Source organism: Granulicatella sp. HMSC31F03, from assembly GCF_001807725.1.
GTDB lineage: Bacteria > Bacillota > Bacilli > Lactobacillales > Aerococcaceae > Granulicatella > Granulicatella adiacens.
This window is the reverse complement of record NZ_KV790853.1, coordinates 66,564-88,899: the sequence shown is the minus strand read 5'-3', so window position 1 is coordinate 88,899 and position 22,336 is coordinate 66,564. Positions and strand designations below refer to the sequence as shown.

Annotated in this window: 22 protein-coding genes; all 22 read right to left on the bottom strand. The window is 36.4% G+C overall.

Going from position 1 to position 22,336, the window contains the following annotated elements:
* Positions 1–21: 21 nt before the first annotated feature.
* The 22 genes from HMPREF3106_RS05240 to HMPREF3106_RS05135 all read right to left on the bottom strand — a co-directional run bounded on the left by HMPREF3106_RS05240 (position 22) and on the right by HMPREF3106_RS05135 (position 22,303).
* A complete protein-coding gene (locus HMPREF3106_RS05240) occupies positions 22–399 on the bottom strand; it encodes a single-stranded DNA-binding protein (RefSeq protein ID WP_070444826.1) in 378 nt (125 codons plus the stop codon).
* A gap of 48 nt (positions 400–447) precedes the next feature.
* Positions 448–1,395 (bottom strand): DNA-binding protein WhiA, encoded by a 948-nt coding sequence (gene whiA, locus HMPREF3106_RS05235; protein WP_305793924.1) that lies wholly within the window; start codon positions 1,393–1,395, stop codon positions 448–450.
* A 68-nt stretch (positions 1,396–1,463) separates the two neighbouring features.
* Entirely contained in the window at positions 1,464–2,507 is a 1,044-nt protein-coding gene (yvcK, locus tag HMPREF3106_RS05230) for a gluconeogenesis factor YvcK family protein (RefSeq protein WP_005606148.1), read from the bottom strand.
* Positions 2,504–3,400 carry an RNase adapter RapZ gene (rapZ, locus tag HMPREF3106_RS05225; protein ID WP_371327437.1) on the bottom strand — a complete coding sequence of 299 codons (897 nt, stop codon included), beginning with the start codon at positions 3,398–3,400 and terminating at the stop codon, positions 2,504–2,506. The genes yvcK and rapZ overlap by 4 nt, the downstream gene beginning before the upstream one ends.
* Positions 3,401–3,527: 127 nt before the next feature.
* Entirely contained in the window at positions 3,528–4,526 is a 999-nt protein-coding gene (locus HMPREF3106_RS05220) for a sensor histidine kinase (protein ID WP_070444823.1), read from the bottom strand.
* Positions 4,523–5,206 carry a response regulator transcription factor gene (locus tag HMPREF3106_RS05215; protein ID WP_049554852.1) on the bottom strand — a complete coding sequence of 228 codons (684 nt, stop codon included), beginning with the start codon at positions 5,204–5,206 and terminating at the stop codon, positions 4,523–4,525. Before HMPREF3106_RS05215 ends, HMPREF3106_RS05220 begins: the two co-directional genes overlap by 4 nt.
* Positions 5,207–5,267: 61 nt before the next feature.
* Positions 5,268–5,936, bottom strand: a complete 669-nt coding sequence (locus tag HMPREF3106_RS05210) for an adenosine kinase family protein (RefSeq protein ID WP_148129412.1) — start codon at positions 5,934–5,936, stop codon at positions 5,268–5,270.
* Positions 5,937–6,064: 128 nt separating this feature from the next.
* On the bottom strand, positions 6,065–6,709 hold the full coding sequence (locus HMPREF3106_RS05205) for a hypothetical protein (RefSeq protein ID WP_083281604.1): 645 nt from the start codon (positions 6,707–6,709) through the stop codon (positions 6,065–6,067).
* A 36-nt stretch (positions 6,710–6,745) separates the two neighbouring features.
* Positions 6,746–7,390: a hypothetical protein gene (locus HMPREF3106_RS05200; RefSeq protein WP_083281603.1), complete on the bottom strand. Its 645-nt coding sequence runs from the start codon at positions 7,388–7,390 to the stop codon at positions 6,746–6,748.
* 200 nt (positions 7,391–7,590) lie between these two features.
* Positions 7,591–7,911, bottom strand: a complete 321-nt coding sequence (locus HMPREF3106_RS05195) for a hypothetical protein (RefSeq protein ID WP_070444818.1) — start codon at positions 7,909–7,911, stop codon at positions 7,591–7,593.
* Positions 7,912–7,925: 14 nt separating this feature from the next.
* Positions 7,926–8,330, bottom strand: coding sequence for a hypothetical protein (locus HMPREF3106_RS05190; RefSeq protein ID WP_070444813.1), 405 nt, complete (start codon positions 8,328–8,330; stop codon positions 7,926–7,928).
* Between the two features lie 3 nt (positions 8,331–8,333).
* On the bottom strand, positions 8,334–9,572 hold the full coding sequence (locus tag HMPREF3106_RS05185) for a Tle-like phospholipase domain-containing protein (protein WP_070444808.1): 1,239 nt from the start codon (positions 9,570–9,572) through the stop codon (positions 8,334–8,336).
* Positions 9,573–9,587: 15 nt separating this feature from the next.
* Positions 9,588–10,232 (bottom strand): hypothetical protein, encoded by a 645-nt coding sequence (locus tag HMPREF3106_RS05180; RefSeq protein WP_070444806.1) that lies wholly within the window; start codon positions 10,230–10,232, stop codon positions 9,588–9,590.
* Positions 10,233–10,889: 657 nt separating this feature from the next.
* Positions 10,890–12,446: a bifunctional metallophosphatase/5'-nucleotidase gene (locus tag HMPREF3106_RS05175; RefSeq protein ID WP_070444803.1), complete on the bottom strand. Its 1,557-nt coding sequence runs from the start codon at positions 12,444–12,446 to the stop codon at positions 10,890–10,892.
* Between the two features lie 176 nt (positions 12,447–12,622).
* Positions 12,623–13,168, bottom strand: coding sequence for a DUF1697 domain-containing protein (locus tag HMPREF3106_RS05170; protein ID WP_070444800.1), 546 nt, complete (start codon positions 13,166–13,168; stop codon positions 12,623–12,625).
* An 809-nt stretch (positions 13,169–13,977) separates the two neighbouring features.
* Positions 13,978–15,273 carry an extracellular solute-binding protein gene (locus HMPREF3106_RS05165; RefSeq protein ID WP_049554861.1) on the bottom strand — a complete coding sequence of 432 codons (1,296 nt, stop codon included), beginning with the start codon at positions 15,271–15,273 and terminating at the stop codon, positions 13,978–13,980.
* Between the two features lie 27 nt (positions 15,274–15,300).
* Positions 15,301–16,593: an MBL fold metallo-hydrolase gene (locus tag HMPREF3106_RS05160; RefSeq protein WP_070444797.1), complete on the bottom strand. Its 1,293-nt coding sequence runs from the start codon at positions 16,591–16,593 to the stop codon at positions 15,301–15,303.
* On the bottom strand, positions 16,577–17,395 hold the full coding sequence (locus HMPREF3106_RS05155) for a carbohydrate ABC transporter permease (protein WP_049554863.1): 819 nt from the start codon (positions 17,393–17,395) through the stop codon (positions 16,577–16,579). The genes HMPREF3106_RS05160 and HMPREF3106_RS05155 overlap by 17 nt, the downstream gene beginning before the upstream one ends.
* A gap of 1 nt (position 17,396) precedes the next feature.
* Entirely contained in the window at positions 17,397–18,272 is an 876-nt protein-coding gene (locus HMPREF3106_RS05150; protein WP_070444794.1) for a carbohydrate ABC transporter permease, read from the bottom strand.
* Positions 18,272–19,348, bottom strand: coding sequence for an ABC transporter ATP-binding protein (locus HMPREF3106_RS05145; protein WP_070444792.1), 1,077 nt, complete (start codon positions 19,346–19,348; stop codon positions 18,272–18,274). The genes HMPREF3106_RS05150 and HMPREF3106_RS05145 overlap by 1 nt, the downstream gene beginning before the upstream one ends.
* Positions 19,349–19,581: 233 nt before the next feature.
* Entirely contained in the window at positions 19,582–21,543 is a 1,962-nt protein-coding gene (locus tag HMPREF3106_RS05140) for an FtsX-like permease family protein (RefSeq protein ID WP_070444790.1), read from the bottom strand.
* Positions 21,536–22,303 carry an ABC transporter ATP-binding protein gene (locus HMPREF3106_RS05135; protein WP_070444788.1) on the bottom strand — a complete coding sequence of 256 codons (768 nt, stop codon included), beginning with the start codon at positions 22,301–22,303 and terminating at the stop codon, positions 21,536–21,538. The genes HMPREF3106_RS05140 and HMPREF3106_RS05135 overlap by 8 nt, the downstream gene beginning before the upstream one ends.
* Positions 22,304–22,336: the final 33 nt, after the last annotated feature.

Below are 22,336 nucleotides of genomic sequence, written 5' to 3'. Positions count from 1 at the left end.
AAGGAATTTTTCTCCTTAACGCTATTCCACAAAAAGACTTTGTGGATCTTCAAACGGAGACTCTATCTCCTCTGTTTCGTGCTTTCTTTCTAAAAAATAAACTTGTTCAATAACGACTTCGGTAACGTAGACTTCTTGATGATTCTTGTTCGTATAACGACGCGTATTCAGTCTTCCCTCCACACCAATCCGGTCCCCTTTTTTGACAAATTTGCCAATCCGTTCAGCAATTTTGCCCCAAGCGACTACTTGAATGAAGTGTGAATGATAAGAATCATCATTGTTTCGATATACATTTTGCACCGCCATTGTATTATTAAACACACTCTTTCCTGAAGGTTGAAGCTGTTGTACTTCTACCTCTTTGACAACACGACCAATTAAAGATACTAAGTTCATGGAACCTACCTCCTATAGTTTTTCTATAGTAAGCTACGTTCCCTCCTTTTAATTGGATTTTTCTTCTTTTAGGTTTTGAGCAAATTCCGAGATTTTTCGAAGTCTATGATTCACTCCTGATTTTGAGATTGCTCCAGAAGGAAGCATTTCCCCTAATTCTTTCAAACTGATTTCTGGATTTTCTAATCGGATTTTTGCAATTTCGGATAATTTATCCGGTAAGGAATCTAACCCTACCGTATCTTCAATATATTGAATCTCTTCAATTTGACGAGTTGCGGCATTGACAACCTTATTGATATTTGCATTTTCGCAATTCACAAGGCGGTTCGCGGTATTTCTCATATCTCGAATAATACGAATATCTTCAAAATGAAGCATCGCGTTTGATGCATGAATCACCGCTAAAAAGTCCGCAATTTTTTCTGCTTCTTTTAAATAAGTGATATATCCTTTTCGACGCTCAATCGTTCTAGCATTCAATCCAAACGCATTCATCATCTGGCAAATATCATCATTGTGTTCTTCATAAATAGAGTAGATTTCTAGATGATAACGGCTCGTCTTTGGATCATTAATAGAGCCTCCTGCTAGAAAAGCGCCTCGAAGATAAGCACGCATTTTTTCTTCATCATCTCTAATATTTTCCGGAACGCGCATATTGAATAATCCGCTCGATTTGATATTCAAATCTTCTAAAATTTCTTCCGTTCCATGTTTCAGACGTACAATATAAACATTATTTTTCTTTAGTTTCATTTTGCGTCGAACCAAGAGTTCACTCTCAACTTGATAATACTTCTTCAGTAAAATATAAATACGTCTGGCAATAGCTGCATTTTCCGTCTGAATATTTAAGATTAATTGTCGATTTAAAATCCCAACCGCACCATTCATACGAATAAGCGCCGCTAATTCGTATTTGGAATAATCATATTGCACTTCTAGCTGTGTTAACTCTTGTTTCGTTTCTGCAGCAAAAGATAATAAGGACACTCGTTTGTTTCTCCTTTCTCTTTTTGTCATAATGAAGGAGCCAAAAGACAAGCCTTGGCTCCTTTTCCTTAATTATTTTCAGTTTTTGCACTTTGTAAGAGACGGAATAATTCATCAATCACTTTTTCCCCGTCATGGTATACCCCATTTTCACGAAGACGAATAAAGTCTGATGAAATCACACGACATCCTTGGTCTCTTAACCCTTGGAAGTCATATTTTACTTGATAAAGATATTCTTCATTCTTTTGTTGGCTTAAATATTCTTCCGGTACTTCCTCTGTGTTCACAAGAACGGTATCAATAAATTCCGTTCCTAAATGTTCATGTAACACGCGCACATGATCAGCATCCGTAAATTGCTCGGTCTCCCCTAATTGGGTCATGATGTTACAAATATACACGACTTCTGCATTCGTTTCACAGACTGCTTCACCAATATCACTAATCATGAGGTTTGGCAAAATACTGGTGTATAAACTACCCGGCCCCAACACGACCATATCTGCTTCCATAATGGCATTAATCACTTCTCTAGCTGCCATAGGAGTGCGACGTTCATCTAATTGGCGATTTTCATCATAACAGTGAACCGAAACTTTTTTAATTTTTTTGCGTAATTTCACTAATTTAGATTCCCCATCTACAATCGTACCATCTTTAAACTCCGCACGAAGTAATAAAGGTTCTTCTGCCGCTGGATAAACATGCCCTTCGACCGCCATCATTCGAGACAATAAACGAATGGCATCAAAAATATTATTCCCTCGCATTTCCGTTAATGCCGCAATAATCAAGTTCCCAATCGCATGCCCTGCAAAGAATTGATCATCAGAATTGAAACGGTATTGGAAGATTTCTTTTTGTAAGGGATTCATTGGCGAAAGAGCAATCATACAATTTCGAATATCTCCTGGTGGGACAACGTTCATGTAGTCCCTGATGACTCCTGAACTTCCACCATCATCGGCAACTGTTACGATTGCAGTGACTTCTGCATCACGCTTTCGGAGGTTTCTAAGGAGAACAGGCAGTCCCGTTCCTCCTCCAATTACGGTAATTTTTGGACCCTTTTTCTTCCTCGGAGGGTTTGGTGTTACCTCAAACATCATGAGCGTCCATTCCCTTCTTTACGACGATCTTTGTCACGATGAGAAATTTTCACATTATAAGAGTCGGATAATAATTCACGGCCAATTCGTTCAGCAAAAGCTACCGAACGGTGTTGTCCACCTGTACATCCAATCGCAATTGTTACGCTTGATTTCCCTTCTTTCTTGTAGCCCGGAATTGAGAAGTCCAGTAAGTCCATCAATTTATGATAGAACGTCTTCGCTTCTGGCTGACTCATTACATAGTCATAAACCGGTTCATCTAATCCAGTCAAAGGACGTAACTCTGGAATATAGTGTGGGTTTGGTAAGAAACGAACATCCATCACTACATCTGCATCAATCGGTAATCCATATTTAAAGCCAAAGGACATCACTTGAATCGTAAACACACCCTCTTGTCCATTAGAGAAAGCTTGCATGATTTCTTCACGTAACTGACGAGGAGATAAATTCGTTGTATCAATGACTTTTTGCGAGCGAGTCTTAATATCTTGTAGTAAGCGACGCTCCGCAATAATTCCATCATAAATACGACCTTCCCCAGCTAATGGGTGAGTTCTTCTAGTTTCTTTATAACGAGAGACTAATGCATCATCACTCGCTTCTAAAAATAAAATTTTTGTGGTAATAAAGGAAGTATTATCTAGTCCACCGATTGCGGACATGATTTCATCAAAGAACGCACGAGAACGTAAATCGATTACGAGCGCAATCTTTGTAATTTTTCCTGATTCTTTCACTAATTCCCAAAATTTTGGTAATAAACTTGGCGGCATATTATCGACACAGAAATATCCCATATCTTCAAAACTTTGCATAGCAACGGTTTTTCCTGCACCGCTCATTCCTGTAATGACGACTAATTCTAATTGATCTACTGTCATTGTCATTCTCCTATCTTTTATCAGATATAATAACCTTTTTAATTATAACATATCCGGGCGTGTCATCGTTAATGTTTATGAAATTTCCCATTGCACGAAGAACTCAAAAAAAGAAGGGATACTTGTCCCTTCTCTAATCTTTGACTTGTAAACCTTCTTTAGGAATCTGAATATGAATCGCAGTTCCTTCTCCAACAGTAGAATCGACGCTTAAAGTAACTCCTAATTTCTTTGCAATTTCACTAGATAAATAGAGCCCTAGTCCAGTCGATTGATGATTGACTCTTCCATTGAATCCACTAAATCCTCTTTCAAAAATTCGAGTTTGATCATGAGAAGCAATTCCAATTCCTGTATCTTTAATGGTTAGTACATCCTTATCGAAAGTAATCTCAATCCTTCCCCCATCCGGAGTATACTTAACCGCATTGGACAATACTTGCTCCACAATGACCCCTAGCCATTTCTTATCCGTTACGACTACCTCATCAATAGGAATATATTGTAATTTCAACTTCTTATGAATGAAGAATGTGGCGTATTTTTTGATGACAGGATGGAGTATTTCATCTATCTTTACCTTTTGTAAATCCAAATCTCTATGGAAAGTTTCCATCCGTACATAGTGCAGCGCCAATTCCGTGTAGGCTGTAATTCGCACCAACTCTTGTTCCAACATGGACTTTTCCGCAGTTTGAGGAAGGTTCCGAATTAAGAGTTGACTGGAAGCAATACTCGTTTTAATCTGGTGCGCCCAAAGCGTGTAATAATCAATATCTTCTTTTCTACTTTGTTGCATTTTGGTCTTTAACTGCTGCATTTCTTGCGTTAAATCTTGATTCTTTTCAAAGAGAAGATGGATCATAGGAGAAAATTCTTCTTCCAAGGATCTCGCTTGCTGATTCAAAGCTTTCACCATGCTTTTATATTTTCTCCAGCCATGCCAGAGCAAAATAAACAAAATAAAGCATAGAAACAATCCTAATAAAAATAAATAGTAAAAAGCTCCTGTACTTCCCCAGTTAAACACCAATGCAAATACCATCGAAAATACTTCGATACATCCAAATGAAATCATTAAAGTATGGTGTGACTTGAGCCATTGAATACTAAAATCTTTTTTTGTCATCATTGAATTTCTTCCGCCATTCCATACCCAATTCCTTTTTTAGTCGTGATGAGATTCCCTAGACCAATTTCAGCTAGCTTTTTACGAAGTCTCGCCACTGTCACCGAAAGTGTATTGTCATCTACAAACAAATCACTATTCCACAGTTGATTCATCAACTCTTCTCTAGTGGCGATATCCCCTTGTTTCTCAAACAAAACTCTTAGAACAATTAATTCATTTTTAGAGAGATCCATTTCCTCTCCATTAAAACTCACTTTTGTGCTTGCTAATTGAAGGGTTGCACCTTTATACTCTATCCAGTCTTTCTGCTGTACAAATTCATAACTTCTACGCATCATCCCTTGAATCTTTGCTACAAGAACGCTAGGTTCAAACGGTTTTGTCATATAGTCATCTGCACCCATATTAATCGACATCACAATATCCATCGGTTGATCGTGAGAGGATAAAAACATAATCGGCACTTGAGACACTTTACGAATCTCTTGGCACCAATAATAACCATTAAAAAACGGCAATGTAATATCGAGAATGACCAACTGCGGATTCACAGATAAAAATTGAGTATATACCTGAGAAAAATCTTCTACAGCGACAACTTCATAATTCCATTTTTCTAACTCGGATACCACCGCATCACGAATGACTTTTTCATCTTCTACAATCATAATTGTTTGCATATACTCACCTCGCTTTTATTGTAACATCTTTCTAATTCTCAGAAAACCATCGACTTTCCTCTTACCTAATTTCTCGTATCATTTCCCATAAAGTCGTTATATTATCTTGGTGCACTCCAATTTCATATAAAAAACCTTTGGACTCATCGTGCCCGAAAATAGAAAAATCTATCGGTTGCGATTCGTCTATCCCCAAAATTCGATTAACCACTGGAAGCTGAATATTATATTCTAGATAAAATGAGTTATCTCCTGTAGGACTTTCTTCTCTATTCGTATAATGATTCGAATGCAATTTTGCCTTTCGTAACATCTCTTGATTCAATTGCAATTCCTGAAATAAGAACTTCCCTTGTGGCCAGAGTTTTTTAGCTTCTTCCTCATTTTCAAAAACAAACTTGCCATCCACATATTGGAACGTCTGACTGATTTCCTCTTCCTTAGTTTTAGAATTGATTTGCTTCATCGTACCGATAAATGGTTTTCCTTTTTCCTTCGCCTTAAGATAAACAAATACCGTTGAGTCCCCTACGACACGCGACTGACTCACAGTAAATCCATTCGGAAACTGCTCAAATAATTCTTCAATATTTTCTGTTGGATAAACCCTGCTCAACTCTTTCCCAGAGAGCTCTTCAAGATACCCACGACTCGTGTGATCCACACATCCCACTAATAGCGTCACGCATAATATCAATAGCCCAATCCACGACCATTTCTTTAACTTCACACACAAAACCTCACTTTGCAATTCAGTGCCTTCATCATACCATAACCCACCCTCACCGCCACATTCCCTAACAAAATCCTAAACTTTAGAACAAAAAAAGAATTAAGCAAAATTGCTTAATTCCCTTCTTACTCTTCAATTCGTTCCCTAAATTTATAATTTCTGTCTAGCTCAACTGACAGCGTGTAGTAGTATCTCTTATTTGCATTGCTGCCATGTAATCCTAATGTGACTTGTTGTTTCTTTTCTAGTCCAAGGAACTCATTTATTTGTTCATTCTTAACAATATATTCTATTTCAAAGCTACCGTTATTACCGTTGTAGTAAGTATCCTTTAGCTTAAATTTCGAAAGAATGTCTTTATTCAATGTCATTTCTTGGAATAAAAACTTTTCTATCGGCCAAAGTTTTCTCGCTTCTTCTTCATTATCATATGAAAACTTTCCTTTGTCATACGTAACTGCGATTCTCTTTTCCTCAGCTCCACTTTTTATATCGATTTGTTTTATTGTTCCTTCTATTGGTTTTCCCTTCTCAACCCCGTCTAATTCTATATCAATGAATTTACCTTCCAAACGGTAAGATTGATAAATCGTAAATCCATTAGGAAATTCCACAAATAAATCTTCTAAGTTTTGAGTAGGATAAACTCGACTGATTGGAATCCCAATTCGATCTTCCAAATATTCTCTGCTATCTCTTCCTTCACATCGAAACAACATAAAGATTATCGCAAAAAACATTGCAATATAAAATACCTTTTTCCCTTTCATATATTATCCCTTTCTATATGACCTTTTTGGTTAGCCTTACTCACTAATTCGTTCTCTAAACGTAAAACCACTTTCTACCTTAACTGAAAGCGTGTAGTAATAACCTCTATTTGCATTGCTTCCATGGGATCCCAATGTAACTTGCGGTTGATTTTCCAGTTTGAGGAACTCATTTATTTGTTCATTCTTAACTATATATTCTAGATCGAATCCACCATTATTACGGTTGTAGTAAGTATTCTTTAATTTTAATTCCGAAAGAATCTCTTTATTCAATGTCATTTCTTGGAATAAAAACTTTTCTAATGGCCAAAGTTTTCTTGCCTCTTCTTCATTGTCGTATGAAAACTTTCCTGCATCATACTTTACTTCAATTTTCTTTTCTTCAGCTCCACTCTTTCTATTGATTTGTTTTATCGTTCCTTCAATAGGTTTGCCTTTTTCGGTTCCATCAAGTTCAATCTTAATCAGTTTATCTGTTAATAGATAAGATTGATAAATAGTAAAGCCATTGGGAAATTGCTCAAATAAATCTTCCAAGTTTTTAGTCGGATACACTCGACTGATTTGATTTCCAATTCTATCTTCTAAATAGCCTCTACTATTTCTTTCGTTACATCCATATAGAATTGCGATCAACGAAAAAAATAGTACAAAATAAAATAGCTTTTTCCCTTTCATACTCGAATCCTCTCTACATGACCTTTTGTTTTAATCATATCATACTTTACAAACGAAACGATACACCCATATCAAAATCTCATTTCCAATTTCACAAATACTATTCCTATCTATAACAAAACTTTAAAATGTAAAGAAAAAGAATTAAGCAAAGTCGCTTAATTCCTTTCTTACTCTTCAATTAACATTTTATTGACATTCTATAATCTTAACCATTTCTCGTTTTCGTGCTCAATGGATTGAGTAATAGCCTTTGAAAAGTGCCCTTTAATTTCTTCATCAATTTCTGAATTGATTTTACGAATTTCTTGATTTGCTTTTTCTCCAATCTTTGAAAGAGCAATATTATATTCTTCTAAATAGCGATTTCTTATTTCTATTCTCCTAGGTGCGTAAATTAAGCGCACTAATAGTTTATCAAATGCTTTAGCTAGTGTCGGAAGTCCATGATATACATCACCTGGAAATTGATTATATATTTGATTCATAGTACGTTCTGCTTCATCAGAAAATCTAAACATTTTTTCTCCTCTTATTATTCTTCAGTATTTAGCTTTCGAAATTTGTTTTGTAATTCTTCAATTTGCATTTCTTGCACACGAACCGTTTCTCTATAATGAACATATAAATCTTCAACATTATTTTCGATAGCTTTCCTTCTAAGTACAAATTGGTTCTTATTAGCTTCAGAGTACGTATTAAAAATTTGTTTTAATCTATTTAACTCTTCTTCACTATATCCATTATCTTTTTTTAAATCATAAATAACCCTGTCATATTTATCTTCTAACCATCTAGAAATAGATTTTTCAAAACCCATTAATTGACTCAAATCATTTTCAAGTTTCTTTTTTTCTTTATTAAACTTATCTTTTATTTCATCTAATCTCAAATAGGCTTCTTTTATTTTTATGACTACTTCATCTTTATCATTCATCACTGGTTATCCTTCTAATGTAAACATATTTTCTAATTCTTTATCTTTTTCAACTAATTCCTGAATACCAGTATCAAGATTAGTTTTTAATCGATTAAATGTATCCACAATATTTTGGACTTCTTTTTCCTTGTCACTACAATGACGAGAAACTTCACCAACAATCGAGTCATAATGAACCCCTGCTTCTGCAAAGGCTGATAATAATTCATCTGGACTTAGACTCAATCCTAAATTAGAATTTGTTAAAGAATCATACAAACTCTGTGCTTTATATTGAGTCCCTTCCCCCGAATGTTCTATTAGTTCTAACGATGATGTTGACACATTAATTAATCCCTCTGAAAGAATTTTCGCTTGCATTGCATCTAGATAAATCAATTGAGAACTTGTTACCCCTTCGAGGCTAATAGAATTAGAGTTGGCAAAGGATCTTTTTTTCTTCTTTAGAGATTGCATCCTACTACTTACCATTTCTATTGTCGAAACCAATTGTTCTTCTGCATTAATAATTCGTAATATATTTGCAACTTGTTCATCATTTTCCACAATAGGGTCTAATCCATGTTCACTCAAAATTGGCAGAGTAAATTTATCTCCTACAAATACGCCATTGGAATTTTCACTAATGTTTGTTAACGGATCATTTTTTGCAACGATACGAACAATTCTACCAGTATAGTTCGCAATATCCTCATTTATTTGATTAATATTTTGAGAAACTATGGGACTAATTTTTATTTGAATCCCTTTCATATAAAGCGGAGCTGAATTATAGACTATGGCCATCTTAGAATTGTACCTAAGCGCAACACGCATTGCGACGTTCCCACCAAGAGAATGACCAGTTGGAATTAAATTCTCAGCACCATATTTTTCTGCTAGTTTTTCATAGAATTTGAATGCAGGCGGATAGTGAAACCCTGTTCCTAAGAAAATACCTGAAGCATCGGCATAAATATCTTCCCCTGCATTCCCATCCAGATTGGTCCCAGTATAAGAAACAATTATCTTACCAGTATTTTTGTCACGAAAAGCCGTTCCACTTGTCCCTGTTACCTTATCATAAAAATCATCAAGATATTCTAAATTCTCTGGAATTTTTTTGTTTAAGTTCACTCTTTTAATTACAACAGAGATATCTTGTTCTTTTGGATTAGCAACTCTGTCTTTTTCAAATTCATATGAAAGATTAGAACCATCTAAAGAAGGTATCAAACTTCCAGTTTCTTGAACTCTCCCCATAACTTACCTCCTGCATTAGTCACTAATTCGCTCTATAAATATTAAATTACTACCTACCTCAACTGAAAGTGAGTAGTAATAACCTCTATTCGCATTGCTGCCATGGAATCCCAATGTGACTTGTTGTTGGTTATCCAAATCAAGAAATTGGTTTATTTGTTCATTCTTACCGACATATTCTAAATCAAAGCTACCATTATTATCATTGTAATGGGTTTTCTTCAGTTTAAATTTCGAAAGAATTTCTTTATTCAATGTCATCTTTTGGAATAAAAATTTTTCTACTGGTAAAAGTTTTCTTGCTGCTTCTTCGTTGTCATACAAGAATTTCCCCTTATAATACTTGACTGGAATTTTCTCTTCCTCAGCTCCACTTTTTCTATTTATTTGTTTTATTGTTCCTTCTAAAGGTTTTCCTTTTTCAATTCCTTCTAATTCAAAATCAATAATTCTATCTTCAAACAGATAAGATTGTTCAATCAAAAAACCATTAGGAAATTGCTCAAATAAATCTTCCAAGTTTTTCGTTGGATACACTCGACTAATTTGATTCCCTATTCTGTCCTCTAAGTATGCTCTACTATTTCTTCCGCTACACCCAAAAAGAATCATTAACAATACCCCCAATAAACTAAATTTAATAAATCTTTTCACTAACATACAGAACTCCTCTCTTGTTGAGTTTGTTGCTTTAATCTTATCACACTTCACAAAAAACACAATATATCATCATAAACACTTTTCATTATTCTAGACCCTCTCCTGTCTTCCCTATCTATCAACAATATTTAATATCCAAGATTAGAATTCCTAAGCTACAAGTTAGAAGATTTCCCTCCTTTCGAATGAAGGAATACTTGCACTCACTTCATCGAAGCAAAGCAACAACGTTAAGATACAAAGAAAAAAAGCTACGCGTTTTCGGATAACATAGTAGCCATTATAGCGATTACTAATCGATGCGAATTACGGATGGTTGGAAATTCCTTTCCTACCATCCGTTTGAGGCTCGATAGGATTGAGACGTAGGCTCAATCCGGTACAGCTATATTGGCTAACTCTTCTCATTTCGAATGAAGGAATACTTGCACTCACTTCATCAAAGCGAAACAACAACTTAAACGCTGATAAAACGAAAAACTCCTCAGAGGTTATAGAAAGCATTATAGGGGATGATAACCAATGTGAATTACAGTCTCTAGAAATTCATTTCGTAGAGACTGTTTGAAGCTTGGTAGGTTTGAGACCTTAGACTCAAACCGGTATCCTATAATGCTTTTCTATAACAAACTCTGAGGAGTTTGAAGTGTCTTTATATTATTTCACCACAGTCTTAAAGTTGTTGTTGACTGTTGCTTCGATGACTGGATGTTTGCGCAAGTATTCCGCAATGAGTTCCGTCATGTCAATCTGCACCTCACGCACAATTTTCTCTGGCTTAAACATACTATAGTTTCCGCCACCAACTGCACGATATTGATTTGCCACCACTTCTAATTCATCAGTCGGTTGAACTGGTTTTCCATGATAGTCTAAACGTGTGACACGGTCTCCAAATGGTCTTGTAAAGTCTAAAGTGTACTCGATTCCTTCATACATATCATAGTTGTAGAATTGAGGTTTTGGCTCCACATATTTAGGATTGAAGACTGCTTTTCCATTTTCAACAATGAAATAAGTAGCTACACGTTCAAGAGCCGCTTTCAAGTCCGCCCCGCTCACTTTTAGAACGGCTAATGTATTTGGATAAATGTAGTTTGTAATCACGTCACGCATGCGAATTTCAGAATTGAACCCACGCCCATCATTATTAAATAACGCCGTTCCTGAAATATCCGCACCACTAGCATCCATTTGAACTTTGTTAATAAATTCAACATATGGATGTTCTTTTAAACGCGCTTCGTGAGGATCTTTAATCGTCATATCCCCGACTACTGTTCCAACAGTTGTATCTAACCAATCTTCCACTTCTGCTTGTAAGTCGCTAAACATTTCTACGACTTTTGGATTTGCTGGAACTTCTTCAGTTGGATGAAGTTTTGCTTCGCTTGAAACAACGGTATACTTTCCGTCTACTTTTTCCACTTGTAAGCTGATTTCACCCACATATGCTCCGCGGTATCCTGGCTGAATCACTGGAATCCCATTCACTTTTTGGGCAATCACTCGGTGTTGGTGTCCTGTCACTAAGGCGTCGATTCCTTCTACTTGAGTTGCAATCGCATACCCTTCATTTTCTCCTGTTAATAACTCTGTTGGATCCCCACATGAAAGATCGCACTCGAATCCTCCGTGGTAAGTTACCACAACAACGTCCGCCACTTTACGCATTTCTGGAACGTATTTCTTCGCCGTTTCCAACGCGCTCACGAATACTAAATCTTTCACCGTTGCAGGTTGTTCCCAATTTGGAATATAGGGTGTTGTAATCCCTAGAACAGCGACTTTTACACCTTCTTTTTCAAACACCTTGTAAGGTTCACCGAATGCTGGCTTACCGTCTTTTGTTAAAATGTTTGCACAAAGAATAGGATGATTATAAGACGTGATTGCTTCTCTTAAGTAGTCTAGCCCATAGTTGAACTCATGATTCCCTAGAATCCCTAAATCATAGCCTAAATAGTTTAATACTTTAGTTAAATCTGCAGCTACTTTTGCATCATTTTTACGTACATAATAGCTTAAAGGCGACCCTTGAATAAAGTCTCCATTTTCAATTTGGATTACTGGTCCTTTGGCTTCTTGTTTTAATCGTTGAATGACCGTCGCAGCCTTTGCGGTACTGAATCCTAAATCCAAGTTTCTTTCAGTATAATTCGTTGGCAATACATACCCATGCATATCACTTGTTTCAATAATTTTTATTTCCATAATGCGCCTCTACTTTCTACAAATTCACAGATTATTGTACCATAAAAAAGCCCTATCATAAAGGCACTTCTTTCTACTTCATATCTGGCTTACACACTGATTTCTCTTTCATTTTAAATAAAAAAACAGTAAATTCATCGACTTACTGTTTTCAAACTATTTTACTTCTATAAATATTACTGTTCTTTTTGCAGTAGTTCTGCAATTTTGTCAAAGGTCTTACCATTTCGAATTGTAATCGTCTTATAAAAAGGTTGTTTCAACAACTTCTTATGATAAGTCGTCTTCAAAAACTTCCCTTCATCCATCTTAGCCCAAAAGACTGCATTCTTTCCGATATACACTTTTTCATTATAAAGCTCAGAGTTTTTTGCAAATTCAACGACCTCATCCGAATTGGTCCCCTGAGAATAAAACAAAATATCTTTTCTAGCAAAGTCTTCGTTCCACCACTCTGGAAGATTTGCAATTTCTTCTAAATAAGTTTCTTTTGAAAGTAAGGCAAAAGGAATCGAGAAGTCATAATTCTCTTCTAATAATTTTTCAACTTTCGAAACGATTTTCTCCACACTCTCGCTACTTGTAAAAAATAAATTCCCGCTATTAATGTAAGAATCCACCTCACTGAAGCCTTCACTCTTTAATAGTTCCTTCAGCTCGCTCATTACGACTTTATTTTTTCCTCCGACATTAACGCCCCTTAATAAAAGCACGTACCGCATTAAAATCACCTCTTCTATCTGCCCATTATAACATACTCTCCATAAAAGACACTCAATCCCATCCTGCACCGGTCCGTCATGAATGAGAAACACAATCTAGGGAAAGCCACTCAGCTCTGTTGTGTGGAATCCCCTCAGGAGGCTTTTAGGTGTAGACCGAAAATGTTGATTGCGAAAGAAATAGCGGTTTTGTTGAAAGATTAGTGAGAACATCCATTGAATGCGAATTAGAGACACTTACGAATCCATTCGTTAGTGTCTCTTTGAGGCTTCAAAGACAAGAGACCCTAGGCTCGAGTCGATGGCTCACTAATTCTCTTTCAACAATAAAAACCGCTTGTTTCTAAAACAATCATCACCTCACCCTGCACAGGTCCGTCGTGAATGAGGAACACAATCTCAAGAACGCCTCCCAACTTTTCTCAGCTTTGTTGTGTGAAATTCCCCTCAGGAGGCTTTTAGGTGTAGACCGAAAATGTTGATTGCGAAAGAAATAGCGGTTTTGTTGAAAGATTAGTGAGAACATCCATTGAATGCGAATTAGAGACACTTACGAATCCATTCGTTAGTGTCTCTTTGAGGCTTCAAAGACGAGAGACACTAGGCTCGAGTCGGTGGCTCACTAATCCTCTTTCAACAATAAAAACCGCTAGTTTCTAAAGCAATTAGCACCGTACTTCATACACCTAAAAGCCTCCCCCGAAAGGGGCAAGCACACGCTCCTACACCAAATGTTTCCACACAAAAAGCCTGAGAAAAATTTCCCAGGCTTTCATTGTGATTGTGTTGTGAATGAACTTTATAAGTGATTATTGATTCCACGCAGCATCAAATTGCGCTTTAGAATCTTGAATTAATTGATCTACATTGCCGTTTTGAGTTGCAAAGATTTTTTCTAAAATCGTACGAACTTCTGCATATGCAGGATCTGAGTTTTCAACTACAGGAATTGAGAATAAGTTCTTAGTAGCATCTGCTAAGATTGCAGGAACTTTAGAACCTGATTTCTTGTATTCATCTTTTTCTAGCACTGAAGCAACTGTTGGCATGTAACCAGTTTTTTGTGCCCAGTATAATTGAGATTCAGCTGAAGATAAGAATTTCAAGTATAAGAATGCTGCTGTACGTTGTTCTTCAGTAGTAGAACCTTCGAACATGTAAATATCAGTACCTTGTTGTAGGTTGAATTTATCAGGACGTGGAGCTACGCCGTATTCGTATCCAGCTTCTTTAGCACCTTTAGCTACAAATGATTCACCAGCTGTTGAACCAACATACATTGCTACTTTTTTGTTTTGGAATGGTCCTGATAAGTATTTATCTGAACCAGCTGTACGGAAGTATCCGTCACGAATTCCGTCTGCATAGTATTTAACAACTTCTTTTGAAGCATCACTTGTGAAGTCTAATTCTTTAGTGAAGTCAACGCCTTTGTTCTTCATACCAATTGCATAGTAGTTATTTAATGAGTCGAAACCAGCACCCACAACTTCGTGGTTTGATTTTTCGTAAATTGTTTTAGCGGCTTCTTTTAATTCATCTAAAGTAGTTGGAACTTTAACACCGTATTCTTTTAATAAATCTGCATTGTAGAATAATACTTCTGTAGATTTGTTGAATGGGATACCGTATTGTACTCCGTTGATTCGAGCACCTTCCATTAAGTCTGAACGAATTTCTTCACCTTTCTTGAATCCGATTGTTTCGTTTTCAAGATATGGTTTGAAATCTACTAACGAATCTTGACTCGCAGCATTGAATAACCAGTTAGGATATGCTTGAGTGATTGTTGGTAAATCTTTTGGTGAAGTTAAAGTTGAGTTGATTTTAGCTTGTAAATCTTTATAAGTAGATTGGTTTTGTAACTCTACTTTAATATTTGGGTTAGCTTTCATGAAGTCTTCTGTTAATTTTTGAAGAGCTTTTTCAAGCTGACCGTTCATGGCATGCCAGAAAGTGATTGTTGTTTCTGATTTAACCTCTGTTACGATATCTTTTTTAGTTTCAGCTTGTTGTGAGCCGTTTGATGAGTTAGCTCCACATGCTGTTAACGCTACAACTGATGCTGTTGCTAGTGTCGCTTTTACTAAAGATTTGAATTTCATTTTTCTTCTCCTTTTGTTATATAGTTTTTACAACACAATTTTTTCGCCGCGATACGGCAATATTCTTTTGCCATACGGATTTTCCAGAAGTTCTGGTTTTAACGTATGGATTGGAATCAAACACTTAGGCTCAATCATCGCAATAATTCGGTCTAAATCTTCCGGTTTTGCGTGACCTGAGCAAGCAAGGCGAACAAACTCAATGTTTTTTTCCGCCAATAAGTCCAGAAACGGTTGATAGTTTGGATCAAAGTCTCCTAGAGGCTGTGCATCACTATGGACGTATAAGCTTCCCTCTTGCAAGCGTTCGAAGTGGTCGACCGCTTGCCATAGGTACTTCGAAGTATCCTCTAATAAAGTTTCGTATGGAATTTCTAATGCTGGATCTAGTTCTTCTAGTCGAGGCTCCCCTTCACGATAGTAGTAATGAGCTTCTTTTTGGAAGACTTCTTTAAGAAGTGCTGCCATTGTTGCTTCAAGAACAACAGTACGTCTTGTTCCTTCAACGATTTTTTCAAAACGACGAACATTTGCCGGATATCCATTAAAGGTAATTTGTCGATGTGGATTTTCTTTTTCTAGAAAAGCAATTTGACGAATCACATCTTCTTCTGTCTCTGGTTTGTAAGCCTCCACTTCTACTGGACGGTCACCAAAACTGATAGAGACACCTTCCATCATTAAAATGTCCGTATGTTTTGCTTTTTTACAGAACTCAATTGTATCTTCGGCATTATGACCGTGAAGTCTTAAATCACCTGTATACGTAATATGATGGCCGGGTGTTTTGATGATTAAAGCAGCAGCCCCGTATGCATCGTGATCGACACGAACGATTTCTACTTCGATTTCTCCAACTTTAATCACATCACCAGCATCTAAGCCAATCATGTCTCTTGTAAATGTCTCGTCTTCAAACGGTGATGGTAGCAAAAATACTCCGTTCCGATTGAGAGAGTTTACAATCATTTTTGTTTCCTTCAATGTATATAAAGGAATATTTGGATCTAAATAATTCAACATTCTCGTATGGTCTAGATGCGCATGTGAGATAAAGACGGCCGTATTGGCATAGTCTTTATCTTCATCCCCTTCATATTTGTAAGGAATTCTTGCATCATAAACATTTTTTAAATGTGGAATGACTCTATGATTTACGAGCGTTTGTACCGATTCATCGATCAATTCTAATTTTGGGAGGAATTCTGTTCCAAAGTCGAAAAAGATATGACTATCTTTATAAGCAACTTCAATGACAGTCCCACCAATGGTTAAAATTCCGCTATGAAAGGTAATCGTTGTTTTATCCTTTGATACCATTCTTTGCTACCCCTCTAATAATTTCTTTTCTGAATACAAAGTAAATTAACAGAATTGGGATAACCGTTAAAGTAGCAGCGGCCATTTGCAAATGAACGTCACTTCCGGCTTCAGTTGTGAAGGCAGAAAGACCATTGTTCAATAGACGGAATTCTTTCGTATTTGTAACCAATAATGGCCATAGGAATGAATTCCAGCTTTGGATAAATGTTAAAATCCCTACTGTCACCAATGCTGGTTTACACATTGGCACTAAAATTCGACGGATATATTCCAAATCACTGGCACCGTCAATTTTAGCAGCCTTGTAGAATGTACTTGGGATTCCTTTTAAGTAACCGTTCAAGTAGTAAATATAGAAGATACTTGTTAAGAACGGAATGATTAATGCAATATAAGTGTTTAACAACCCTAATTGAGCGATTGTTTGGTAGTTTGTGAAGATGATTGATTCGTAAGGAACCATTAATAATGAAACTAAAATCATCATTACAATATTTTTTCCTTTGAACTGTAAGCTTGTTACAGCAAAGGCTGCTAGTAACGAAGTAATGACCGTAGCTACTGTTGTAAATAGAGACACAAATAATGTGTTTCCAAAGTAACGTAAGAACGGCGCACGGCTAAATACTTCTAGGTAGTTACTAAATTGGAATGAACTAGGAATAAATGATGGCGGAATGCTTGTTGCTTCTGCATACGTCATTAACCCAGTCATAATCATATAAATAAATGGGAATACTGTAATTAACGCTAAGAAAATTAATAGCGCAACCGAAAATCCATTAAATACTTTTTTCATCTTATCCCTCCGCCTTTCTTAGGAATTTGTTTTGGAGGAATGTTGCAAAAAGAATGATTGCAAATAAGATTACAGTTGCTGCCATGGCAACCCCCGGTCTTCCTGCCACATGGAATTTATCGTAAATATAGTACACAGCAGTTGTTGCTGAGTTGGCTGTACCAGCACTTCCTCCGAACAACGCATAAACTTGAGTATACACTTTGAATGCCCCAATTAAGTTTACTGTTGATAAGAAGGCAATTGTAGGTACTAATTGAGGGAAAGTAATCCGCCAGAAGATTTCACGATCTGTTGCACCAAACATTTTTGCAATTTTGAAATGCTCTGAATCGATGTTTCTTAACCCTGCTAACAAAATAATGATATTGAACGCTAAACTTGTCCATACCCCAAAAATAATTAATGTTGGCATGCTCATATTTACATTATCAAGCCAGTTAACAGCTGGAATACCAATCAAGCCTAAGAAGAAATTGATAATCCCGTAGTCTCCATTGAAGAAGTAACGGAATACAATCCCGATAGCGATTGTACTTGTAACATATGGCATGAAGAAGATAGTTTCAAAGAAACTCTTATGTTTAATCTTCTCAAAAATAATCCACGCAACGACCACTGAAATAAGTAGCGCAACGGGTACAACCGCGAACGCATATAATGCAGTGTTCATAAGCGCTTTATGGAAAACTGGATCTGAGATTACTTTTTTGTAATTGTCCAAGCCTGTATATTGTAATTTTAATAGTGACCCTTTTTGGAAACTCATCCAGAACGAACGAAGTAATGGATAAATATTAAATAAGAGAATCACTCCTAAAGATGGGAGAAGGAAGAACCAAGCTTTAGGTTGGTTTTCTGGATTATATTTTCTCATTAGTAAACACGCGCTCCATCTTTATCAAATAAGAAGATTTTGTGTTTTAGAATGTTAAATGCAAGTGTGTCTCCTTCTTCAATCTTATGTTCCACACTTACGATTGATTTCAAGTATTGTTCGCCTAATGGGAAGTGAAGAATACGTTCACGTCCGATTAACTCAACTCCACTGATCGTTGTAGAGAATAAACCTTCTCCTTCAGCAGCTGGAACTACGTCTTCTGGACGCATTCCTAAATAGTAATGTCCATCTGCTAATTCTTGACGTTTGCGGTCTTGTGATAATTCAGAAGTTGGTAAGTTGAATGATGGGTGAGTAATCACACCGTCTTTAATTTCCACTTCTGTAATATTGATGATTGGGTTACCGATGAATTTCGCAACAAATAAGTTACTTGGTTCTAGGTATAAGTTTTGTGGGTCATCATGTTGTTGAATGTACCCTTCGTTTAAAAGAATGATTTTATCTGAGATAGATAATGCTTCTTCTTGGTCGTGCGTTACGAAGATTGTTGTGATTCCTACTTCTTTTACAAGACGACGGATTTCTTCACGAATTTTCAAACGTAAACGAGCATCCAAGTTACTTAACGGCTCATCTAGTAAGAGCACTTCAGGTTTTTGAACAAGCGCACGAGTGATGGCCACACGTTGTTGTTGTCCCCCTGATAAAGTACCAGGTTTTTTACCTGCTAACTCTTCAATGTTCGTTAATTGCATATATTCTTCTGCAATTTTTTGAGCTTCTTCTTTAGAAATTTTGTTTTTCCCAACAGTTAGTGGGAACATGATGTTCTCTAACACTGTCATATGCGGATATAACGCATAGTTTTGGAATACAAATCCAATGTTACGGTCTTTTGGTTCTGTCGTAACAACTGACGCTCCTTTAAATTGGATGTCTCCCCCAGTAGGTGATAATAATCCCGCGATTAAATTTAAAATTGTTGATTTCCCGCATCCACTAGGACCTAGTAAACATACTAAATCTCCTTGTTCAATTGAGAAATTTACTGACTTCAATGCTTCAAAGCCGTTATCGAATACTTTGTTTAAGTCAATAACATCGATCATGACTAATCCTCCAGTTTTATTTACTTCAATACATTCTATTCTACCATGTTTTTTAGTTTCTGAAAACCGAAATCTTGTTTTTTTTGAAAGCTTTTTATTGTGGACAGTTATCCTATTTTTGAGCACATAAAAAGGACAAGAAAACCTTGTCCTTTTGTGTGATTTTTAATGTGAAAGAAGCCATCCAAAATAGGTTTCTTATTCGAAACAGTCTGCTCTTTGTGAACGTTTTTTTATCGTTTCACAATCTTAAAGTAACTTCTAGAGGTTACTTTGTAGACAATAAAGTAAACAATTAAGAAAATAATCCCAATGACAATCGATGCAATCAATGTGATTTGAGTATTTACTCCGAATAATTGTGCAATCTTCGTATACATTTTAAACGCAAAACCTGTATGCAAGAATGCGGTTAATAGAGGCATGAAGAAGACAATTAATACTTGGCGATTGATGGATTGTTTAACGGTTTTATGATCAATCCCCATTTTTTGTAAGATGACAAAACGGTCTCTATCCTCATATCCTTCAGAGATTTGTTTGTAATAAATCACTAATACCGCTCCCACAAAGAAGGAAACTGAAAGCAAAGCCCCAATGAAGAGAAGACTTCCCATAAATCCATATATTTCTTTCGCAGCTTCTGTTTTACTAGACATGACTAGAGGAACATTATATTGATCCACGTCTATATTTTGATACGCATCAAATTCTTCCTTCAAACGATCTTCTTTTGTATCTGTGTTCCATAGTGAATAGTACTGTACTCTCTCATGATTTTCTGGATTGATAAAGTCATATACATCTTTCACAACCACCATATAAATATTATCCACTAAGAATGATAGTTGAGGCAAGGTCGTCTTATACTTATCGTCGTTTAAATCTCCAACGACTTTATAGGTTTTTTTGGTAGTAGTCAGTGTTGAAAACTCTTTACCGTCTCCTTTTGTATGGCCCACTACCATTTCATTTTCTTTTAAGGAAAGATTCGTTCCAAAAATGCGGTTATAATCCTCTTGAGACATCACCGTCAGAGCTACTACGTTCTCTGCCCCGGGAAAAGAATTCATAATCTCAACAGAATCCCCTTTTTGAAGGCCAAAACGAACGGATTGTCCAAATGAAATTTCATTCTTAACAGTTGATAAAGATTTAGCTTGAATATCTTTCATCGCTTTATTTGCTTCTGCTTCTTGATCTTTGGAAGTCAAAAATGAAGAAGCTGAATATTCCGTAGGATAAGATTCATTTAGTGTTTTAAAAGCTCCTGCTTGTAGGGAAACCGTCGTCCCTAGTGTTACTAATACCATGGTAGATAAAATACACACACTAGCCAATCCAGCAGCATTTTTACGCATACGGAATTTTAAATTGGAGATTGAAATAAAGTTTGTTGGTTGATAGAACAGCTTTTTGTTTTTTTGCAATGCACTTAAAATCGCAATAGAACCTGCATCAAACAGAATGTACGTTGCAATAACAACCATAACAACCGCAACAAAGAACATCACGATGGCTGCCATCGGACTTTCAATCGTTTGGGACATATAGTACGCTAGCCCTAAAATCACAAAACCAATGACTGCGCGCGTCTTCATGAAACGACCTTTTGTTTCACCAAATTTCTTTGTTTTTAGCAATTCTAACGGACGGCTTGTATAAATTTTCGTAGCGTTCAAGAAGAACACGATCAAGAAGATGACGCCCATGAAAATATATACAAAGAAGACACTACCGATTTGTAAGTGATACTCTAGTCCGATTGGATATTGAATCAGTTTCAAAAGAACAGCAAATGCAAAACGGTGAAAAACCATCCCGAGAGCAATCCCTGCCGTCACACTGACGAGTGCAAATAGGAACAATTCCATAAAGCTAAGAATTTGTACATTTTTACGGTCTAAGCCTAAAATTCCATACAAACCGAATTCTTTTGAACGATTCTTCATTACAAAGCTATTGGCGTAAAGTACGATTAATAACGCCACAATTTGAATCACAATCACTCCCAACCCTAAGGAAAGAGCGATAGAAGAACCCCCTCTTAAAGTGGAAAGTTCTGGCATTGAAGATAATGCGTGAACGATATAAGAAATCATCGTAACCATGACTGTTGCAAGTCCAAATGGTAAATAAAGCGAATGATTCTTTTTCAAATTCGTCACGGCTAATGAACTTAGTAGTTTAAACATGTGCCTCACCTCTGTTTGCCATCACGGTTAACGTTTCAGAGATTAACTCAAACATTTGTTGGTCACTTCTGTCTCCACGATACAATTGATTATAAATTAATCCATCTTTAATAAAGAGCACTCGTTTAGCACGACTTGCCGCAACCGTACTATGCGTTACCATCAAAATTGTTTGACCATTTTCGTTGATTTTATCGAACAAATCTAATGTGTTGCTAGCTGATTTAGAATCGAGCGCTCCTGTCGGTTCATCGGCCAACAGTAAACTTGGATCGGTAATCATGGCACGACCAATGGCCACACGTTGTTGTTGACCACCTGATAATTCATAAGGATATTTTTTCAATAAGTCTGAAATCCCAAGCATTTCAGCAATCGGCTTCACTTTTTGTTCCATCTCCGCAATCGGACGTCTTGCTAAGACAAGTGGCAATACGATATTGTCATATACTGATAAAGTTTCTAATAAGTTGAAGTCTTGGAACACGAATCCTAAATGGTCACGTCTGAATTCTGTTAGTACTTTTGAAGAAATCTTTTGGATGTCTTCTCCATTTAATAGAACACTTCCGCCTGTTGGACGGTCTAGAGTCGCTAAAATATTTAATAGCGTTGTTTTCCCTGAACCGGATTCCCCCATCACTGCCACATATTCGCCTTCCTCAATTGAGAAATTAATGTCTTTTAGCGCTGTTACTTCCGCAGCTCCGAATCTTGTTTGATATACTTTTTGTACATGTTGTACGTCTAATAATGTCATTGTTTTCACCCTTTGTTTTAATTTGTTGAACAC